Below are 16,950 nucleotides of genomic sequence, written 5' to 3'. Positions count from 1 at the left end.
TACTACTCCTTCGGGCTGTCCTCCGGCGTATCGGGCGAGGCGGCGCCACCTTCGGCCGCGGTCCCGTCGGTTGCGGTCCCGTCGGCCGCTGCTTCGTCCGCCGCTGCTTCGTCGGCTCCGGGCTTGCGCACCCCGACGATCTCGATCGCCTCGCGCGCCGCCGCCGTCACCGTCTCGCCGGGCACCTGGTCGGGTGCGTTCTCCGGGTGGTGGCAGGCCACCTGGTGCCCGGTCTTCAGCGCGACCAGCGGCGGCTCCTGCGTCTTGCAGACCTCCGTCGCCTTCCAGCACCGGGTGTGGAAGCGGCAGCCGCTGGGCGGCGAGATCGGCGAGGGCACGTCGCCCTTGAGCAGGATCCGCTCGCTCTTGGCGGAACGGCGCTTCGGGTCCGGGATCGGAACCGCCGAGAGCAGCGCCTTCGTGTACGGGTGCATCGGCGCCTTGTAGAGCGACTCGCGGTCGGCCAGCTCCACGATCTTGCCGAGGTACATCACCGCGATCCGGTCCGAGACGTGCCGGACGACCGACAGGTCGTGGGCGATGATCACGTACGTCAGGCCGAGCTCGCTCTGGAGGTCGTCGAGCAGGTTCACCACCTGCGCCTGGATCGAGACGTCCAGCGCCGACACGGGCTCGTCCGCCACGACCAGCTTCGGGTTGAGCGCCAGCGCGCGGGCGATCCCGATGCGCTGACGCTGACCGCCGGAGAACTCGTGCGGGTAGCGGTTGTAGTGCTCGGGGTTCAGGCCCACGACCTCCAGCAGCCGCTGCACCTCCTTCTTGACGCCGCCGTCGGGCGTGACGCCCTGGAGCTTGAAGGGGGCGCCCACGATCGTGCCGATCGTGTGCCTCGGATTCAGCGAGGAGTACGGGTCCTGGAAGATCATCTGCATGTCCCGGCGCATCGGGCGCATGCCGCCCACGCCGAGGTGCGTGATGTCCCTGCCCTCGAACTCGATCTTCCCCGCGGTGGGTTCGAGCAGCCGGGTGATCAGCCGGCCCATCGTCGACTTCCCGCAGCCGGACTCGCCGACGACGCCCAGGGTCTCGCCCGAGTGCACCTCGAAGTCGATCCCGTCGACGGCCTTCACGGCACCGGCGTTGCGCTGCAGCAGCCCCTTCTTGATGGGGAAGTGCTTCTGCAGCCCGGTCACCCTGAGCAGCACCTCGCGGGAGGCGGTGTCACCGGCCGGCGCGCCGTGCCCGGCAGACCTCTGCGCGGGAACGTCCACGCCCTTGTCCTCGCTCGTCACGGCCTTGTCCTCGCTCACAGCTTGGGCGCAATCTCTTCGGTCCAGATACGCTCCCGCTGCTCCTGCGACATGTGGCAGGCCGCCCAGTGCCGGCTGCCGACCTCCTGCAGCTCGGGCCGTACGGTGCGGGTGACGTCGTCCTTGGGCACGTCCGCGTACGGGCAGCGCGGGTTGAAGGCGCAGCCCGACGGGATGTTGATGAGCGACGGCGGGGAACCCTTGACCGGGATGAGCCGGTCGGTCTGGTCGCGGTCGAGGCGCGGCATCGAGCCCAGCAGACCCCAGGTGTAGGGGTGCCGGGGCTCGTAGAACACCTTCTCGGCCGGTCCGCGCTCGACGCAGCGCCCGCCGTACATCACCAGGATGTCGTCGGCGAGCTCGGCGACGACGCCCAGGTCGTGGGTGATGATGATGACCGCGGAGCCGAACTCCTTCTGCAGGTCCCGGATCAGGTCGAGGATCTGCGCCTGGACCGTCACGTCCAGCGCGGTCGTCGGCTCGTCGGCGATCAGCAGCTCGGGGTTGTTGACCAGCGACATGGCGATCATCGCGCGCTGGCGCATGCCGCCGGAGAACTCGTGCGGGTAGCTGTCGACGCGCTTGTCGGGCTGCGGGATGCCGACCCGGTCGAGCATCTCGACCGCCCGCTTGCGAGCGGTCTTCTTGTCGACGCTGTGATGGACCCGGTACGCCTCCACGATCTGCTTGCCGATCGTGTAGTACGGGTGCAGCGCGGACAGCGGGTCCTGGAAGATCATGGCCATGTCGCGGCCGCGCAGCTTGCGCACCTCGTCGGGGTCGGCGGACAGCAGCTCCTTGCCGTCCAGCCAGATCTCGCCGGAGACCTGCGCCTTGCGCTTGCCGTACTGGCCGGCGGTGTGCAGGCCCATGATGCCCAGCGAGGTGACGGACTTGCCGGAGCCGGACTCGCCGACGATGCCGAGGGTCTTGCCCTTCTCCAGCTGGAAGTTGAGCCCGTCGACGGACTTGACCAGGCCGTCGTCGGTCGGGAAGTGCACCTTGAGGTCGCGCACTTCGAGGAAGGCGGTGGGAGCGGGCGAGCCGGCCGGGGACGGTTCGCCCAGCGCGGCACCGCTCTTGTGCAGTTCGGTCATCCCAGCCTCACTCGCGGGTCGATGACGGCGTACATGATGTCGACGACGAGGTTGGCGACGGCGATCGCGAGGGCCGCGAACAGGGTGACGCCGAGAATCACCGGCAGGTCCTTGTTGCTGATCGCCTGGACCGCGGCGAGCCCGAGTCCGGGCAGGTTGAACGTGGACTCGGTGAGGACGGCGCCACCGAGGAGCACGCCGATGTCGAGGCCGAAGACGGTGAGGATCGGCGTCATCGCGGACCGCAGGGCGTGCCGGGTGATGACGGTGCCCTCGCCGAGACCCTTGGCGCGGGCGGTACGGATGTAGTCCTCGCCGAGCACTTCGAGCATGGTGGCTCTGGTGAGGCGGGCGTACATCGCGGCGTTCAGGAAGGCGAGCACGATCCACGGCAGGATCAGGGTCTGGAACCAGGTGCCGATGCCGTCGTCCGTGGAGAGGTTGTCGGCGATGTGCACCCAGCCGAAGTTGTGCACGAACAGGCCCATCGCGACCATGCCGGTGAAGAAGATCGGCAGCGAGACGCCGGCGAGAGCCGTGGTCATCGCGGCGCGGTCCCAGATGCTGCCGCGCCGGAGTGCGGATACCACACCGGTGGCGACACCGCCGAGGAGCCACAGCACGCAGGCACCGGCGGCGAGCGCGCCGGTCACGGGCAGCGCGTCCTTGAGGGTGGTCCAGACGGGGACCTCCGTGCGGAAGGAGTAGCCGAAGCAGGGCGCGGCGCAGTGGGTGACATCGGCACCGTTCGCGTAGTCGCGTCCCATCGGGATGCCCTTGACGAAGTCCCAGAACTGGACGAGGAGGGGGTCGTCGAGACCCAGTTTGATCCGGATGCCCTGGAGCTGCTCGACACCCGTGGCCTTGCCGGCGAAGAGGACTGCGACGTCCTGACCCGCCCACTTGGGCAGCATGAAGAAGATGGTGAACGTCGCGAGCAGTACGACGAGCACCATGATGACTACGGCGAACAGGCGCCGGATGAGATAAGCAAGCACTGTGTGCGGCCCGGCGGTGGCCGGGAACCCCTTGTGGGGGCTCCCGGCCACCGCCCCGGCCCTCACCTGCCCTTCGGACTGGCGGGTTTCGGCGGCGGAGGAGCAGTCAACCGGGTTGACTGCAAATGCTGTTGACTACAGCGACTACTTGACGACGCCGAGCGAGACGTAGTCGTAACGGCCGCTGTAGGCGTCGGACATGTAGACGTTGGTCAGTCGGTCGCCGCGCCAGGTGATGTTCTTCTCGTAGATGAAGGGCATCCAGTCGGCCTGGTCGAGGATCCGCTTGTCGAGGGCCTTGTAGATCTCGCCGGCCTTGACCGGGTCGGTCTCCGCGATCGCGTTGTCGAAGAGCTTGTCGATCTGCGGGTCCTTGAGCTGCGACTCGTTGTAGTTACCGGTGTCCGAGAGGAACCGGCTGTCCCACAGCGGCTGGCCGAAGCCCTGGCCGGACGGGAAGTCCGGGCCCCAGCCGCTCATCGTCATTCCGTAGCCGCGCTTCTTCACGACGGACGGCGAACCGGTGATGCTGGACGCCTCGGCGCCGTCGATCGGGTCGACCTCGACCTTGATGCCGACCTTGCCGAGCTGCTCCTGGAGCGCCTCGGCGGCGTCGACCTCGCCCGGGTTGTTGTTACGGGCGGTGAGCTTGGTGGAGAAGCCGGTCGGGTGGCCGCACTGCTTCAGCTCGTCCTTGGCCTTGGCCGCGTCCGGCTTGCCCTTGCGGGCGAGGACGCCGTACGGGTCGTAGTCGCTGTGGCCCTTGATGGAGGTCGGCAGCGTGCTGTTGGCGATCTCGCCACCGGCGATCTCGCCACCGCGGGTCTGCTGGAGACCGGCGAAGTCCGTGGCGTAGAAGACGGCCTTGCGGCAGTGGACGTCGTCCAGCGGCTTGGCCGTGTGGACGAGCGCGACGTAGCGGACGAAGGACGTCAGCATGTTGTCGACGCTGGCCTTGTGGTCCTGGACGGCGGTGACGCGGCCGGACTGGGTCATGCCGGTGCCGTTGAGGTCGACGTCGTAGTCGCCCTCCATCAGCTTCTTGTCGTTCTCCTCCAGGTTGGCGGAGATCGTCACCTCGATCTTGTCCGGGAGCGCGGCGCGGATCGGGTCGGAGGCCTTCTGCCACTTGTCGTTGCGGACGAGCACGATGTTCTTGCCCGGCTTGTACGTCTCGAACTTGTACGGGCCCGGGGAGAACGGGCGCTGGGTGTACTTCGCCCCGGTGTCCTTCGCCGCCTTCACGGGCGAGCCGGACGGCATGGCGAGGAACTGCTCGAAGTCACCGTTGGGCTTGGGCAGCTTGAAGATGATGGTGTTGTCGTCGGGCGTCTCGATCGTCTTGAGACCGAGCTTGTCCGCGGACTTGTCCTTGTAGGGACCCTTGTACTCGCCCTTGGGGTCCAGCGTCTGCTTCAGGTACTGCGGGCCACCGGTGATGGTGTCCGTCGCCCAGATGCGCTCGATGCCGTACTTGACGTCCTTGGAGGTCAGCTTGGAGCCGTCCTCCCAGGTCAGACCATCACGCAGCTTGTACGTGTAGGTCTTGCCGCCGTCCGTGATCTCACCGGGGCCGGTGGCCAGGTCACCGACCAGCTTGGTGGAGGCCGCACCCGGCTTGGTGTCGTACGAGACCAGCTGGCGGGTGTAGAAGCGCATGAAGTCCCAGGCCATGCCGTAGTAGGCACGCTGGGGGTCGGCGGAGTCGAGGTCCTGCTTGCCGATCATCTTCAGCGTTCCACCCTTTTTGGTGGACGGGTTGGCGACCTTGTTGAACGCCGCGTTGAAGCCGGCGCCCTTCGACTTGCCGCCGCCTTCGCTGTCGCCGCCGCCGCCGCACGCCGAGGTGGTCATCAGCGCCGCGACCACGAGGGCCGCACCAGCGGTGAGCCGTCGTTTCGAGGTAACTGTGGACATTTTCTCGCAACCTCCGAGATCGCGGTCCCAGGCCGTTGCTTGCCGGAGAACCATGGGAAAAGCCACCTGACGATGCGGCAGGGGCAAGTCGTGGGTTATCGGGTCCCCTTGGGGTCCAGGGCATCGCGCAGCCCGTCCCCGAAGAGGTTGAAGGCCAGCACGGTGATGAAGATCGTCACGCCGGGGAAGACCATGAACATCGGGTCGTGCTCGTACGTTTCCAGCGCGTCCCGCAGCATCCCGCCCCAGGAGGCGGTGGGCGGCCGGACACCTGCACCGAGGAAGCTGAGGGCCGCTTCGGTGAGGATGTTGGTGGGGATCATGAGCGTCGCGTAGACGGTGATCGGCGCGACCAGGTTGGGCAGCAGCTCGCGGAAGAGGATGTGCGTCCGTCCGCCGCCGAGGCTGCGCGCCGCCTCCACGTACTCGCGCTCGCGCAGCGAGAGCGTCTGGCCCCGGACGATGCGTCCGACGTACGGCCAGCCGAAGAAGCCGATGACGGCGACGAGTACGGCGATGCGTACGCCGCTGCCGGTCAGGCCGAGCAGATCGTCGGGCAGGACCGAGACCAGGGAGATGATGAAGAGGAGCTGCGGGAAGGACAGCAGCACGTCCATGACCCGGCTGATCACCGCGTCCACCCAGCCGCCGAAGTATCCGGCGATGATCCCGAAGAGGGTGCCGAGGGCGACGGCGACCAGGGCCGCCAGGAAGGCCACGAGCAGCGAGATCCGGGCGCCGTAGACGATCCGGCTGAAGACGTCGCGCCCCTTGTTGGGCTCGACGCCGAAGAGGTAGTCGCCGCTCACTCCCCCGAGGCTGCCCGTGGGGAGATTGGTCAGCGGGTCGAGCTTGTCCTGGTGGAAATCGTTCGGCGGATGCCCCAGCAGGCCGACGATGAGGGGCGCGAAGACCGCCACCACGACCAGGACGAGGACAACGATGCCACCCGTCAGAGCGACCTTGTCCTGCTTGAGGCGGTTCCAGGCGATCTGCTTGAGGGAGCGCCCCTCGACCTTCTTCACCCCGGAGTCGACTGCGGGACCGCCGGCCGCGATCGGATCCGCTTCCGTGGTCGGCTCGTGCAGTGGTGCCGTCATCGTGGCAAGGACCCCTCTCAACCGGCGGTGGCCGGGCCGAACTGGCCGCTGTGGCGGCGCGATCAGTCAGTCGTACGCAGAGGCGGCAAGACGCCCTTGCTGCGGGAGTCTTCATTGCCGTCACTACAGGTAGCCATACCGACAGGCGAATGGATGCCTAACCGTGATGCGGTCCTGGGTGTTCCGTTATCCGGACGGAAGTGAACGCCCCCCGAACACAGGTCAGTTGAGGCGGAAGGGGGGCACGAGCGCAGATTCGCGACGCTTTCACCACCAGACATGCCCAGCACGGAAATCTCGGACATGGGCGGCCGGTTATGACCCGGGGAAGGTGAACGCGCGCCGACATTCGGGGAGTTGATGACTTATGGCCGCGTTACGGAATTCCGGAACGCACACCCGCATTCCGGACTCCGGGGGCGAACAGCCCCGGAAGGGTCAGTACGCGCCCTGCGGCGGGTAGCCGTAGCCCGCGACGGGGGCCGCCGGGGCATGCGCCTCGCGGTCGTAGAACGGGCGGGCGTTGGCGCGCAGCCACATCGCGACCGGGTCGTACTCGTCGGACATCGCGACGGTGGACACGGGCAGCCCGTCCGGGACGGCGGAGATCGACTGCTGCATCATCGCGCGCGCCGCGTCCACCGAGGGCGGGCTCGTGTCGTAGAGGTCGAGACCGATGGTGAGGTACGGGACCCCGAGCGCGGGCTGCACCCAGGCGCGGCGCAGCGAGCGGATGGCCGGGGTGTGGTGGGCGTTCTGCGTGAGCAGGGCGTAGAACTGCGGGATCTCGATGGCCGGCTCGGTGAGCCGGAGCGGGCCCGCGGGCATCCGGTCGAGACCGGTGGCGATCCGGCGCAGGTCCAGCCAGGGGATGCCGACGCCGCCGCCCGGGGCGTGCGGGTTGAGCCAGATGCCCCAGCGGTCGGGGAAGAGGGCGCGGGCGATGTCCAGGCCGCCGACCAGCTCATGGGCGCGGTTCCAGCCGCTGGCGGAGAGCTCCTGGGCGGAGGTCACACAGGGGGCGTAGCCGAGGCCGTCGACCTCCATGTTTCCGTACTGGGCGTCGGGCGAGCCCGCCTGGCCGTGCCAGAGGAGCATCCAGATCCGGCCGTTCACGAGGGCCTGCAGCAGCGCCTCGTACGCGTCGTAGCGTCCGGGCGTCACTTGGCGCAGCATGTGCTCGACCTGCCCGGCCGCCGCGGTGCCTGACGCACTCACCTGGTCCCGCCCCTCTTCGATCCACTGTGTCGGCCGGCCGCTCCCGGGCACACGGGTGCGGCATGATGCCGAGGCACCAGCCATGAAACCAGCTTATGCGCCGGTCCTGACACCGACTTGACGCCATGGGTCGAAGCGGTGCTCCACGCCGGTGCCCGCCGCGGGCACCGCGCCGGGGGCTACTGGCCCGCCCGCTGGTAGAACGGCTGGATCTTCTCCCGCATCCAGTCGCCGACCGGGTCCTGTGCCACATCGAGCAGGACGAGGTTGACCACCCAGGGCACCTCGACCCGGCCCAGAGCACGGCCGAGGGCGTCCATCGGGGCATTGCGCCCCGCGCCTTCCCAGGTGGAGAACTCGACTCCGATGAAGAGGACGGGGTCGCCGCCCTCGATGCTGGCCAGCGCCCGGCGGGCGGAGAGCACGACACCGCTCTCCTCGAACTCACCGGCCGCCGCGGCGAGGAAGTCGACGGGCTCCTCCCTCCAGTCCGGTTCGTACAGCCGGACCCTGCCGCCGCTGGCCGGCCCGTCCAGCGGGGTGCGTCCGGCCCGGCAGAGCTCGGCCACGGCGGGGGGCGGCAGCGGCATCCCGACCGCGCCGCCCGGGTTCACGGCGATGCCGAGCTGCGGCGGCAGCCCGCGGGCGAAGTCGCGGGCGGGCGCGACGGTGAAGGACATCCGGGTGCCGACGCAGGTGAGGAACTGCTGTTCGGAGCTGAACACGGGGACGTACGGAGCGCCCTCGATCTCCATCGTCGGCAGGTCCAGGTCCGCCGAGTCGGGTCCGCCGCCATTGGGCAGGGGCACCCAGACATGGCTGCGTCCGAGCACCTCGACGAGCCGTCCGCCCGCCTCCGGGATGCCCACCGAGGCCATCAGCACTTCTTCGAGCTCATTGGCCGGCCATCCGCCCTGCGGATGGGACTGGACCTGTGCCGGAACGTCCACTGCTTCCCCTTCTCGCCCAAGCTTTCCGGCAGAAGATTAACGCCCGCCCCGACGGCTGCCCCGGCCCCGGCTACCCGGCCCCGAGCCGCCCGTCCGCGAAGGTGATCCGGCCGAGCCTCCCCGCCGCCTCCCGGTCCAGCAGCACCGCCGAGGCGCAGCCGGGCGGCAGCAGGCCCTTCTCGGTCGCCCTCAGCAGCCTGCCCACCGCCCTGCGGTGCCGGGCGAAGGCGTATCCCGATACGCCGCGTCCGCGCTCGCGCTGGCCCTCCCTGGCCGTCTGCGGCGTGACGTCGAGCAGGACGAGGTGCAGGACCCGGCCCCGGCGCCGCGCGCCACGGGCCAGCCAGCCGCGCACCCAGGCCTGAGTTCCGCAGTCGTGGACGACGACGGACTCCCCGGAACGCAGCACCCGCCACAGCCCCCAGTAGTGGGCGGCGCGGACGAGCGGGCGGTAGAGGGCGTAGGGAAGTAAGCGGGGCACGACCCGCGCCCAGCGGTCACGGGTGTCCTGGGAGTCGATGGCGTGCGCCGTCGTCACCGCCCGCCGGATGAGCGTCGACTTGCCGCTGCCGGGCAGCCCGGAGACCACCACCACGTCACCGGCCGCGAAGCGCAGGCCGCGCGGGCTGCGCCCGGACCGCTCCCGGAGATCCCGCACGACGGGCGCGTGCGCGCCGGACGCCTCCCTCGCCGGGGCCCCCGGCTGTGCGGGCATCGCGCCGTGCGCGACCCCCGCGGTCGTCGCGTACCGCTGCAACGTCATCGCCCTCCCCCTGTCGGCTCACCCCACGTATGCCCCTGAAGTGTAAAGAAAAGGTAATGCGGCACAACCGTCCACGCCGCTGATTTCCGGTGGGGGACCGAGGCCCCACTCCGGCGCGATGCGTGCGATGATGACCCGGCCAACTGCATAAAGGCCGTTCGAATCCGCGCGGGAGAGTTCCGGTCACTGCATGTGCCGGGCGCCGAAGGAGCAAGTTCCTCCCTTGAATCTCTCAGGCCCCGTACCGCGCGGATGAGGCAGATCTGAAAAGCGGGCCGCTGCGCGGCTCCACCCAAGGTGCAAGCCGAACCCTTCCGGGGCTCTCGGCGAACCTCTCAGGTTCCGATGACAGATGGGGAGGGATCGTCCTCGTCGTCATGCCCTGGGAGCCATATCCATGAGCACCGCCCCCCGCCTCACCGCCCTCGATGCCCTGCATCGCTCGCTGGGCGCCACGATGACCGACTTCGCGGGCTGGGACATGCCGCTGCGCTACGCCAGTGAGCGCGACGAGCACAACGCCGTGCGCACGAAGGCCGGCCTCTTCGACCTCTCGCACATGGGCGAGATCACCGTCACCGGCCCCGGGGCCGTGGCGCTCCTGAACTTCGCGCTGGTCGGCAACATCGGCACCGTCTCCGTGGGCCGCGCGCGCTACACGATGATCTGTGCCGAGGACGGCGGCATCCTGGACGACCTGATCGTCTACCGGCTCGGCGAGACGGAGTACATGGTCGTCGCCAACGCGGGCAACGCCCAGATCGTGCTGGACGCGCTGACCGCGCGGGCCGAGGGCTTCGACGCCGAGGTCCGCGACGACCGCGACGCGTACGCGCTGCTCGCCGTCCAGGGTCCCGAGTCCCCCGCGATCCTCGCCGCCGTCACCGATGCCGACCTGGACGGCCTCAAGTACTACGCCGGACTGCCCGGCACGGTCGCCGGGGTCCCCGCGCTGATCGCCCGTACCGGCTACACCGGCGAGGACGGCTTCGAGCTGTTCGTCGCCCCCGTCCACGCCGAGCAGCTGTGGAAGGCGCTGACCGAGGCGGGCGCCTCCCGCGGCCTGATCCCGTGCGGGCTCTCCTGCCGCGACACGCTGCGCCTGGAGGCGGGCATGCCGCTGTACGGACACGAGCTGACCACGGCACTGACCCCGTTCGACGCCGGTCTCGGCCGGGTCGTGAAGTTCGAGAAGGAGGGCGACTTCGTCGGCCGCAAGGCCCTTGAGGCCGCCGCCGAGCGTGCCGAGACCGCTCCGCCGCGCAAGCTGGTCGGGCTGGTCGCCGAGGGCCGCCGGGTGCCCCGCGCCGGCTTCTCCGTCGTCGCCGTGGGCGGGACCGTCATCGGCGAGGTCACCTCGGGCGCCCCGTCGCCCACCCTGGGCAAGCCGATCGCCATGGCCTACGTGGACGCCGCGCACGCCACGCCCGGCACCGCGGGCGTCGGAGTGGACATCCGGGGCACCCACGAGCCGTACGAGGTCGTGGCGCTGCCGTTCTACAAGCGCCAGAAGTGACGTCGGCGCTCCCGAAGAAGTGACGCAGTCGCGTCTCACACCGTAAGACCACCGTTCATCAGCACTCCCCCGCGTACAGGAGAATTCAGGTCATGAGCAACCCCCAGCAGCTGCGTTACAGCAAGGAGCACGAGTGGCTGTCGGCCGTCGAGGACGGTGTGGCCACGATCGGCATCACCGAGTACGCGGCCAACGCGCTCGGCGACGTCGTCTACGCCCAGCTCCCCGAGGTCGGTGACACGGTGACCGCGGGCGAGACCTGTGGCGAGCTGGAGTCGACCAAGTCGGTGAGCGACCTGTACTCCCCGGTGACCGGCGAGGTCACCGAGTCGAACCAGGACGTCGTGGACGACCCGTCGCTGGTGAACTCCGCTCCCTTCGAGGGCGGCTGGCTGTTCAAGGTACGTATGGCGGAGGAGCCGAAGGACCTGCTCTCCGCCGACGAGTACACCGAGTTCTCCGGCAACTAAAGACCCAAAGGGACCACCTGATGTCGCTTCTCAACTCCTCCCTCCACGAGCTGGACCCGGACGTCGCCGCCGCTGTCGACGCCGAGCTCCACCGCCAGCAGTCCACCCTCGAAATGATCGCCTCGGAGAACTTCGCTCCGGTCGCGGTCATGGAGGCCCAGGGCTCCGTCCTCACCAACAAGTACGCCGAGGGCTACCCCGGCCGCCGCTACTACGGCGGCTGCGAGCACGTCGACGTCGTCGAGCAGATCGCCATCGACCGCATCAAGGCGCTGTTCGGCGCCGAGGCCGCGAACGTCCAGCCGCACTCCGGTGCGCAGGCCAACGCCGCCGCGATGTTCGCGCTGCTCAAGCCGGGCGACACGATCATGGGCCTGAGCCTCGCCCACGGCGGTCACCTGACCCACGGCATGAAGATCAACTTCTCCGGCAAGCTCTACAACGTGGTCCCGTACCACGTCGACGAGACCGGCGTCGTGGACATGGCCGAGGTCGAGCGTCTGGCCAAGGAGTCCAAGCCGAAGCTGATCGTCGCCGGCTGGTCCGCGTACCCGCGTCAGCTGGACTTCGCCGCCTTCCGCCGCATCGCGGACGAGGTCGGCGCGTACCTGATGGTCGACATGGCGCACTTCGCCGGTCTGGTGGCCGCGGGTCTGCACCCCAACCCGGTGCCGCACGCCCACGTCGTCACGACCACCACGCACAAGACCCTCGGCGGTCCGCGCGGTGGCGTCATCCTGTCGACGCAGGAGCTCGCCAAGAAGATCAACTCGGCGGTCTTCCCGGGCCAGCAGGGCGGTCCGCTGGAGCACGTGATCGCGGCCAAGGCGGTCTCGTTCAAGGTCGCGGCGACCGAGGAGTTCAAGGAGCGCCAGCAGCGCACCCTGGACGGCGCCCGCATCCTCGCCGAGCGCCTGGTCCAGCCGGACGTCACCGAGGTCGGTGTCTCCGTGCTGTCCGGCGGTACGGACGTCCACCTGGTCCTCGTCGACCTGCGCAACTCCGAGCTGGACGGCCAGCAGGCCGAGGACCGGCTGCACGAGCTGGGCATCACGGTCAACCGGAACGCCATCCCGAACGACCCGCGGCCGCCGATGGTCACCTCGGGTCTGCGGATCGGTACGCCGGCCCTGGCGACCCGCGGTTTCCAGGCCGAGGACTTCACCGAGGTCGCGGAGATCATCGCCGCCGCGCTCAAGCCGTCCTACGACGCGGACGCGCTGAAGGCCCGCGTCGTCGCGCTGGCCGACAAGTTCCCGCTGTACCCCGGCCTCAAGTAGGTCACCCGCAGTTTGCACGCCGGGTGGGGGCACCGCGCACACTGAAGAGTGAGCACGGTGCCCCCGCCCTTGCCCCGCGCTCTTCGTACCCACCGGTCCGTCCCGCACCACCCGGCAGACGACGACGTCTACCAACCCTTGAGGAGTCCTCCGTGGCCATCTCGGTCTTCGACCTGTTCTCGATCGGCATCGGCCCGTCCAGCTCCCATACGGTCGGCCCGATGCGCGCCGCCCGCATGTTCGCGCGCCGGCTGAAGAACGAGGGCCTGATCGCCCACACCGTCTCGATACGCGCCGAGCTGTACGGCTCGCTCGGTGCGACCGGTCACGGCCACGGCACCCCCAAGGCCGTCCTGCTCGGCCTGGAGGGCGAATCGCCCCGCACCGTCGACGTGGAGTCCGCCGACGAGCGGGTGGAGCAGATCCGCACCACGGGCCGGATCAACCTCCTCGGCATGCACGAGATCGACTTCGACGCCGACGAGCAGCTGATCCTGCACCGCCGCAAGGCCCTCCCGTACCACGCCAACGGCATGACGATCTTCGCCTTCGACCGCGAGGGCGCCCTTCTCCTGGAGAAGACGTACTACTCGGTCGGCGGCGGCTTCGTCGTGGACGAGGACGCGGTGGGCGAGGACCGGATCGTGCTCGACGACACCGTGCTGAAGTACCCCTTCCGCACCGGCGACGAACTGCTGCGGCTCTCGAAGGACACCGGCCTGTCCATCTCCTCGCTGATGCTGGAGAACGAGCGGGCCTGGCGCACCGAGGACGAGATCCGCTCGGGTCTGCTGGACATCTGGCGGGTCATGCAGGCCTGCGTCTCGCGCGGCATGTCCCGCGAGGGCATCCTGCCCGGCGGTCTCAAGGTCCGCCGCCGCGCCGCGAACACCGCGCGCCAGCTGCGTGCCGAGGGCGACCCGCAGGCCCACGCGATGGAGTGGATCACCCTCTACGCGATGGCGGTCAACGAGGAGAACGCGGCGGGCGGCCGGGTCGTCACCGCGCCCACCAACGGCGCCGCGGGCATCATCCCGGCGGTGCTGCACTACTACATGAACTTCGCGGCCGGCGGCGCCACCGAGGCGGAGAAGGAGGACGGCGTCGTCCGCTTCCTCCTCGCCGCCGGGGCCATCGGCATGCTCTTCAAGGAGAACGCCTCCATCTCCGGCGCCGAGGTCGGTTGCCAGGGCGAGGTCGGCTCCGCCTGCTCCATGGCCGCGGGCGCCCTTGCCGAGGTCCTCGGTGGCACTCCCGAACAGGTCGAGAACGCCGCCGAGATCGGCATGGAGCACAACCTCGGCCTGACCTGCGACCCGGTCGGCGGTCTCGTCCAGATCCCGTGCATCGAGCGCAACGGCATGGCCGCGGTGAAGGCGGTCACGGCGGCGAAGATGGCACTGCGCGGCGACGGCAGCCACAAGGTCTCCCTCGACAAGGTCATCAAGACCATGAAGGAGACCGGTGCGGACATGAGCGTGAAGTACAAGGAGACCGCTCGGGGCGGGCTCGCGGTGAACATCATCGAGTGCTGAGAAAATAGCCCCTGATCAGGGGTTTCTCGTCTTTCAGCTCTGTCGCGGCCCTTCCCCTTGTGCGGCGATCGTCCCCGAAAGGTCCCTCCGGCAGACGGGAGGTACTCCCGCACGGTTCACCCGGCCGTCAGCGTCCGACGTCGAGCCGGTCCGTCGCCGCACCCACAGGTCCCCGCATCCTGGAAGGGTGCGGCTCCCGTTCCTCCGCACCCGCGATCTGACGGAACAGTGCCGGTACCGCGATCAGACAGGCCACGGATGCAATCGCCACCCACAGCGCCGGTGCATAGGGGGTCACGGAAGCGGTGGCCCAGGCCATGAGCGCCGGAGTGAACCCCGCGAAGAGGGTTGCGGCGATGTTGTAGCTCAGCGCCACCCCTGTCGCACGCACGGCAACCGGGAAGGCCCGGGGCAGTACGGACGGCGCGACCCCGGCGAACGCGGAGACGCCCGCGCACAGCAGGCCGTGCACGACCAGCAGCACCGGGACGGTCGGCTGGGCGTGCAACCAGAGGAGGCAGGGCAGCGGCAGCACGAGCAAGGTGAGCGCCCCGGCCACCACCACCCGCTTCGCGCCGAGCCGGTCGGCTGCGCGGCCGGCGGCCACGCAGCCCGCGATCAGGACCACATTGCCCACCAGCGATGCCAGGAACGTCTGTCGAGCGGTGAATCCCAGTCCGGTCTGCGTGCTCGCGTAATAGGTCGGCCCGTAGATGACGAATGCGTACACACAGATCGTCCACAGCACGGAGAACAGGAAGCCGGTCAGGATCTGCCCCCGGTACTCACGGACCAACCGCAGGACGGGACTTCGCTGTTCCTTCGCATCGGCGTTGTTCTGCTCGAATGCCTCCGTCTCGGGAAGTCGTCGGCGGATGTAGACGCCGACCGGGATGATCAGCAGGCCGAGCACGAACGGGAGCCGCCACGCCCAGTCGTTCACCGCTGACTCGGGGAGCACGGTGGTGATGGTGACCCCCGCGACTGCGGCAACGAGGTTGCACACCCCCATGGACCCCTGCAGCCACGCCGCGTACCGGCCCCGCCGGTCCGGCGGGGCGTGCTCGACGAGGAAGGCCGCGGCGCCCCCGATCTCCCCGCCCGCGGAGAAACCCTGCAGGAGACGGGCGACGAGGAGCAGGATCGGTGCCGCGATCCCGATGTACTCGGCGGACGGGGTGAGCGCGAGCACCAGTGTTCCGGCACCCATGGTGCCGATGGAGAGCGTCAGCGCGGCTTTGCGGCCCCTCCTGTCGCCGTACAGGCCGATCACCACGGCGCCGAGCGGGCGCGCCACGAATCCGGTACCGAACACGACGAAGGCGCCGATCATTGCCGACTGGGGATCGTCGCTCGTGAAGAAGTTGCGGGCGATGTAACCGGCGAAGAACGCGTAGACCGTGAAGTCGTACCACTCCATCGCGTTGCCGAGGGACGCCGCGACGACCGAGCGCCGGGCGACAGTGGCTGCAGCCATTGCGGTTCCGCCTCCTACACGCCGCGCACGACGGCGCGCCGGTCCAGTGACATGCGGTCCAGCGACATCAGGGTGCTCGCGAGTACGTGCACCCCCTGCTCGATGTCGGTGATCGCGGTGAACTCCTCGGGGCAGTGGCTGCGCCCGTTCACCGAGGGGACGAAGATCATGCCCATGGGCGCCAGCCGGGCCAGGTGCGCGGCATCGTGCCCCGCGCCGGAGGGCACCGCCCGCCAGGAGAGGCCGAGTGCGTCCGCGGACCGGCCGATCACGTCCTGCACCGGCTCCGCGGTGGGTACCGGGTCCTGATCAGTGAGGTGGTCGACATCCACCTGCACGCCACGGCGCCGGGCCTCCGCCACCACCTCGTCGACGATCTGCTTGCGCGCACCGCGGAGCCAGGAGCCGTCCACGCTGCGCAGTTCCGCCCACAGCCGGGCCTGATCGGTGATCACCCCCATCGAGCCGGGGCTCGACTCGATGCAGCCCGGGGTTGCCACGCCGTGCACCGGCGCCCCGCAACCGACCCGCTCGACAGTGAGCACGGCCGCAGCCGCGGAGACCAGCGCGTCGTGCCGCTCGTCCATCGCGGTGGTGCCCGCGTGTCCGGACTGGCCGGCGAAGCGCAGCAGCAGCCGGTCGATCCCGGCGATCGCGGTCACCACGCCGACGCTCGTGCCCGATCGTTCCAGCAGCGGCCCCTGCTCGATGTGCAACTCGACGTAGGCGTGCACATCGGCCGGGCGCCAGGCCTGCCGCAGCATCCGCTGTGGATCCAGTCCGAAACCGGTGACGGCGTCTCCCAGCCGGGTTCCGGCTCCATCGACGCGGTCGAAGTGCTCGGCCCGCAGCACCCCGGTGACAGCCCGGGAACCGATGCAGGAGATGCCGAAGTCATTGGCTTCCTCTCCCAGGAAGTCCACGACCGTCAGGTCATGCTCCAGCCGGGTGCCGGTCTCCCGGAACCGTTGCGCGACCTCGATCCCCGCAAGCACGCCCACGATCCCGTCGAAGCGCCCGCCCTGACTCACCGTGTCGGTATGCGACCCGGTGACCAGGGCGGGGCCCCCGCCACGGCGTCCGGGCAGCCTGCCGACGATGTTCCCGGCCGCGTCGATCACCGGGTCGAGCCCGGCGTCGGCCATCTGCCGGCGTACCCAGTCGCGGGAGGCGCGGTACGGCTCGGAGAACACCTCCCGGCTCCACCCCGGCACCGTCGAGTCGTGGAACTCGGCGAGGGCGGCGAACCGTTCGGACATGCGCTCGACATTCGGTGTGATGAGCTCCGGGTCGCTGATCATGCGCCCTGCTTCCGGCCGTCGCCGGGCGCACCACAGCGGGCGGCCACGGCAGTGTTT

The 16,950-nt window shown here is 69.5% G+C and carries 14 protein-coding genes and 1 riboswitch; of the genes, 4 read left to right on the top strand and 10 right to left on the bottom strand.

The genetic code is table 11. The features are described 5' to 3' along the window. Positions 1-2: 2 nt before the first annotated feature. The 8 genes from OG611_RS29020 to OG611_RS28985 form a co-directional block, all read right to left on the bottom strand. Complete coding sequence (locus tag OG611_RS29020) at positions 3-1,271, bottom strand: ABC transporter ATP-binding protein (RefSeq protein ID WP_266426821.1); 1,269 nt, start codon at positions 1,269-1,271, stop codon at positions 3-5. Then, positions 1,268-2,368: an ABC transporter ATP-binding protein gene (locus tag OG611_RS29015; protein ID WP_266426819.1), complete on the bottom strand. Its 1,101-nt coding sequence runs from the start codon at positions 2,366-2,368 to the stop codon at positions 1,268-1,270. The genes OG611_RS29020 and OG611_RS29015 overlap by 4 nt, the downstream gene beginning before the upstream one ends. Next, positions 2,365-3,366 (bottom strand): ABC transporter permease, encoded by a 1,002-nt coding sequence (locus OG611_RS29010; protein WP_266431288.1) that lies wholly within the window; start codon positions 3,364-3,366, stop codon positions 2,365-2,367. The genes OG611_RS29015 and OG611_RS29010 overlap by 4 nt, the downstream gene beginning before the upstream one ends. A 144-nt stretch (positions 3,367-3,510) precedes the next feature. Continuing rightward, a complete protein-coding gene (locus OG611_RS29005; RefSeq protein WP_266426818.1) occupies positions 3,511-5,283 on the bottom strand; it encodes an ABC transporter substrate-binding protein in 1,773 nt (590 codons plus the stop codon). A 95-nt stretch (positions 5,284-5,378) separates the two neighbouring features. Further along, the gene (locus tag OG611_RS29000) at positions 5,379-6,383 is read right to left on the bottom strand and encodes an ABC transporter permease (protein WP_266426817.1); all 1,005 of its coding nucleotides are present in this window, start codon (positions 6,381-6,383) and stop codon (positions 5,379-5,381) included. Between the two features lie 438 nt (positions 6,384-6,821). Beyond that, positions 6,822-7,601 (bottom strand): enhanced serine sensitivity protein SseB C-terminal domain-containing protein, encoded by a 780-nt coding sequence (locus OG611_RS28995; RefSeq protein WP_266426816.1) that lies wholly within the window; start codon positions 7,599-7,601, stop codon positions 6,822-6,824. Positions 7,602-7,780: 179 nt separating this feature from the next. Then, positions 7,781-8,551, bottom strand: coding sequence for an enhanced serine sensitivity protein SseB (locus OG611_RS28990; protein ID WP_266426815.1), 771 nt, complete (start codon positions 8,549-8,551; stop codon positions 7,781-7,783). Between the two features lie 70 nt (positions 8,552-8,621). Continuing rightward, positions 8,622-9,314: an AAA family ATPase gene (locus OG611_RS28985; RefSeq protein WP_266426814.1), complete on the bottom strand. Its 693-nt coding sequence runs from the start codon at positions 9,312-9,314 to the stop codon at positions 8,622-8,624. A 159-nt stretch (positions 9,315-9,473) separates the two neighbouring features. Further along, a riboswitch (glycine riboswitch) is annotated at positions 9,474-9,571 on the top strand. 140 nt (positions 9,572-9,711) lie between these two features. Between OG611_RS28985 and gcvT the strand changes: the two genes are divergently transcribed. From gcvT to OG611_RS28965, 4 genes are all read left to right on the top strand, one after another. Beyond that, positions 9,712-10,830 (top strand): glycine cleavage system aminomethyltransferase GcvT, encoded by a 1,119-nt coding sequence (gene gcvT, locus OG611_RS28980; RefSeq protein ID WP_266426813.1) that lies wholly within the window; start codon positions 9,712-9,714, stop codon positions 10,828-10,830. Positions 10,831-10,922: 92 nt separating this feature from the next. Then, a complete protein-coding gene (gene gcvH / locus OG611_RS28975) occupies positions 10,923-11,300 on the top strand; it encodes a glycine cleavage system protein GcvH (protein WP_266426811.1) in 378 nt (125 codons plus the stop codon). 20 nt (positions 11,301-11,320) lie between these two features. Then, entirely contained in the window at positions 11,321-12,580 is a 1,260-nt protein-coding gene (gene glyA / locus OG611_RS28970) for a serine hydroxymethyltransferase (protein ID WP_266426809.1), read from the top strand. A gap of 152 nt (positions 12,581-12,732) precedes the next feature. Continuing rightward, positions 12,733-14,115 carry an L-serine ammonia-lyase gene (locus tag OG611_RS28965; protein WP_266426808.1) on the top strand — a complete coding sequence of 461 codons (1,383 nt, stop codon included), beginning with the start codon at positions 12,733-12,735 and terminating at the stop codon, positions 14,113-14,115. Between the two features lie 127 nt (positions 14,116-14,242). Here the strand turns inward: OG611_RS28965 and OG611_RS28960 are convergent, their stop codons facing one another. Together OG611_RS28960 and OG611_RS28955 are read right to left on the bottom strand one after the other, a co-directional pair. Next, entirely contained in the window at positions 14,243-15,592 is a 1,350-nt protein-coding gene (locus tag OG611_RS28960) for an MFS transporter (RefSeq protein WP_266426807.1), read from the bottom strand. A gap of 14 nt (positions 15,593-15,606) precedes the next feature. Then, a complete protein-coding gene (locus OG611_RS28955; RefSeq protein WP_266426806.1) occupies positions 15,607-16,893 on the bottom strand; it encodes a M20 family metallo-hydrolase in 1,287 nt (428 codons plus the stop codon). Between the last annotated feature and the right edge of the window lie 57 nt (positions 16,894-16,950).

Origin of the sequence: Streptomyces sp. NBC_01363 (assembly GCF_026340595.1) — a bacterium.
Taxonomy (GTDB): domain Bacteria; phylum Actinomycetota; class Actinomycetes; order Streptomycetales; family Streptomycetaceae; genus Streptomyces.
The sequence above is the reverse complement of the archived record's forward strand: the minus strand, read 5'-3'. Positions and strand labels throughout refer to the sequence as shown.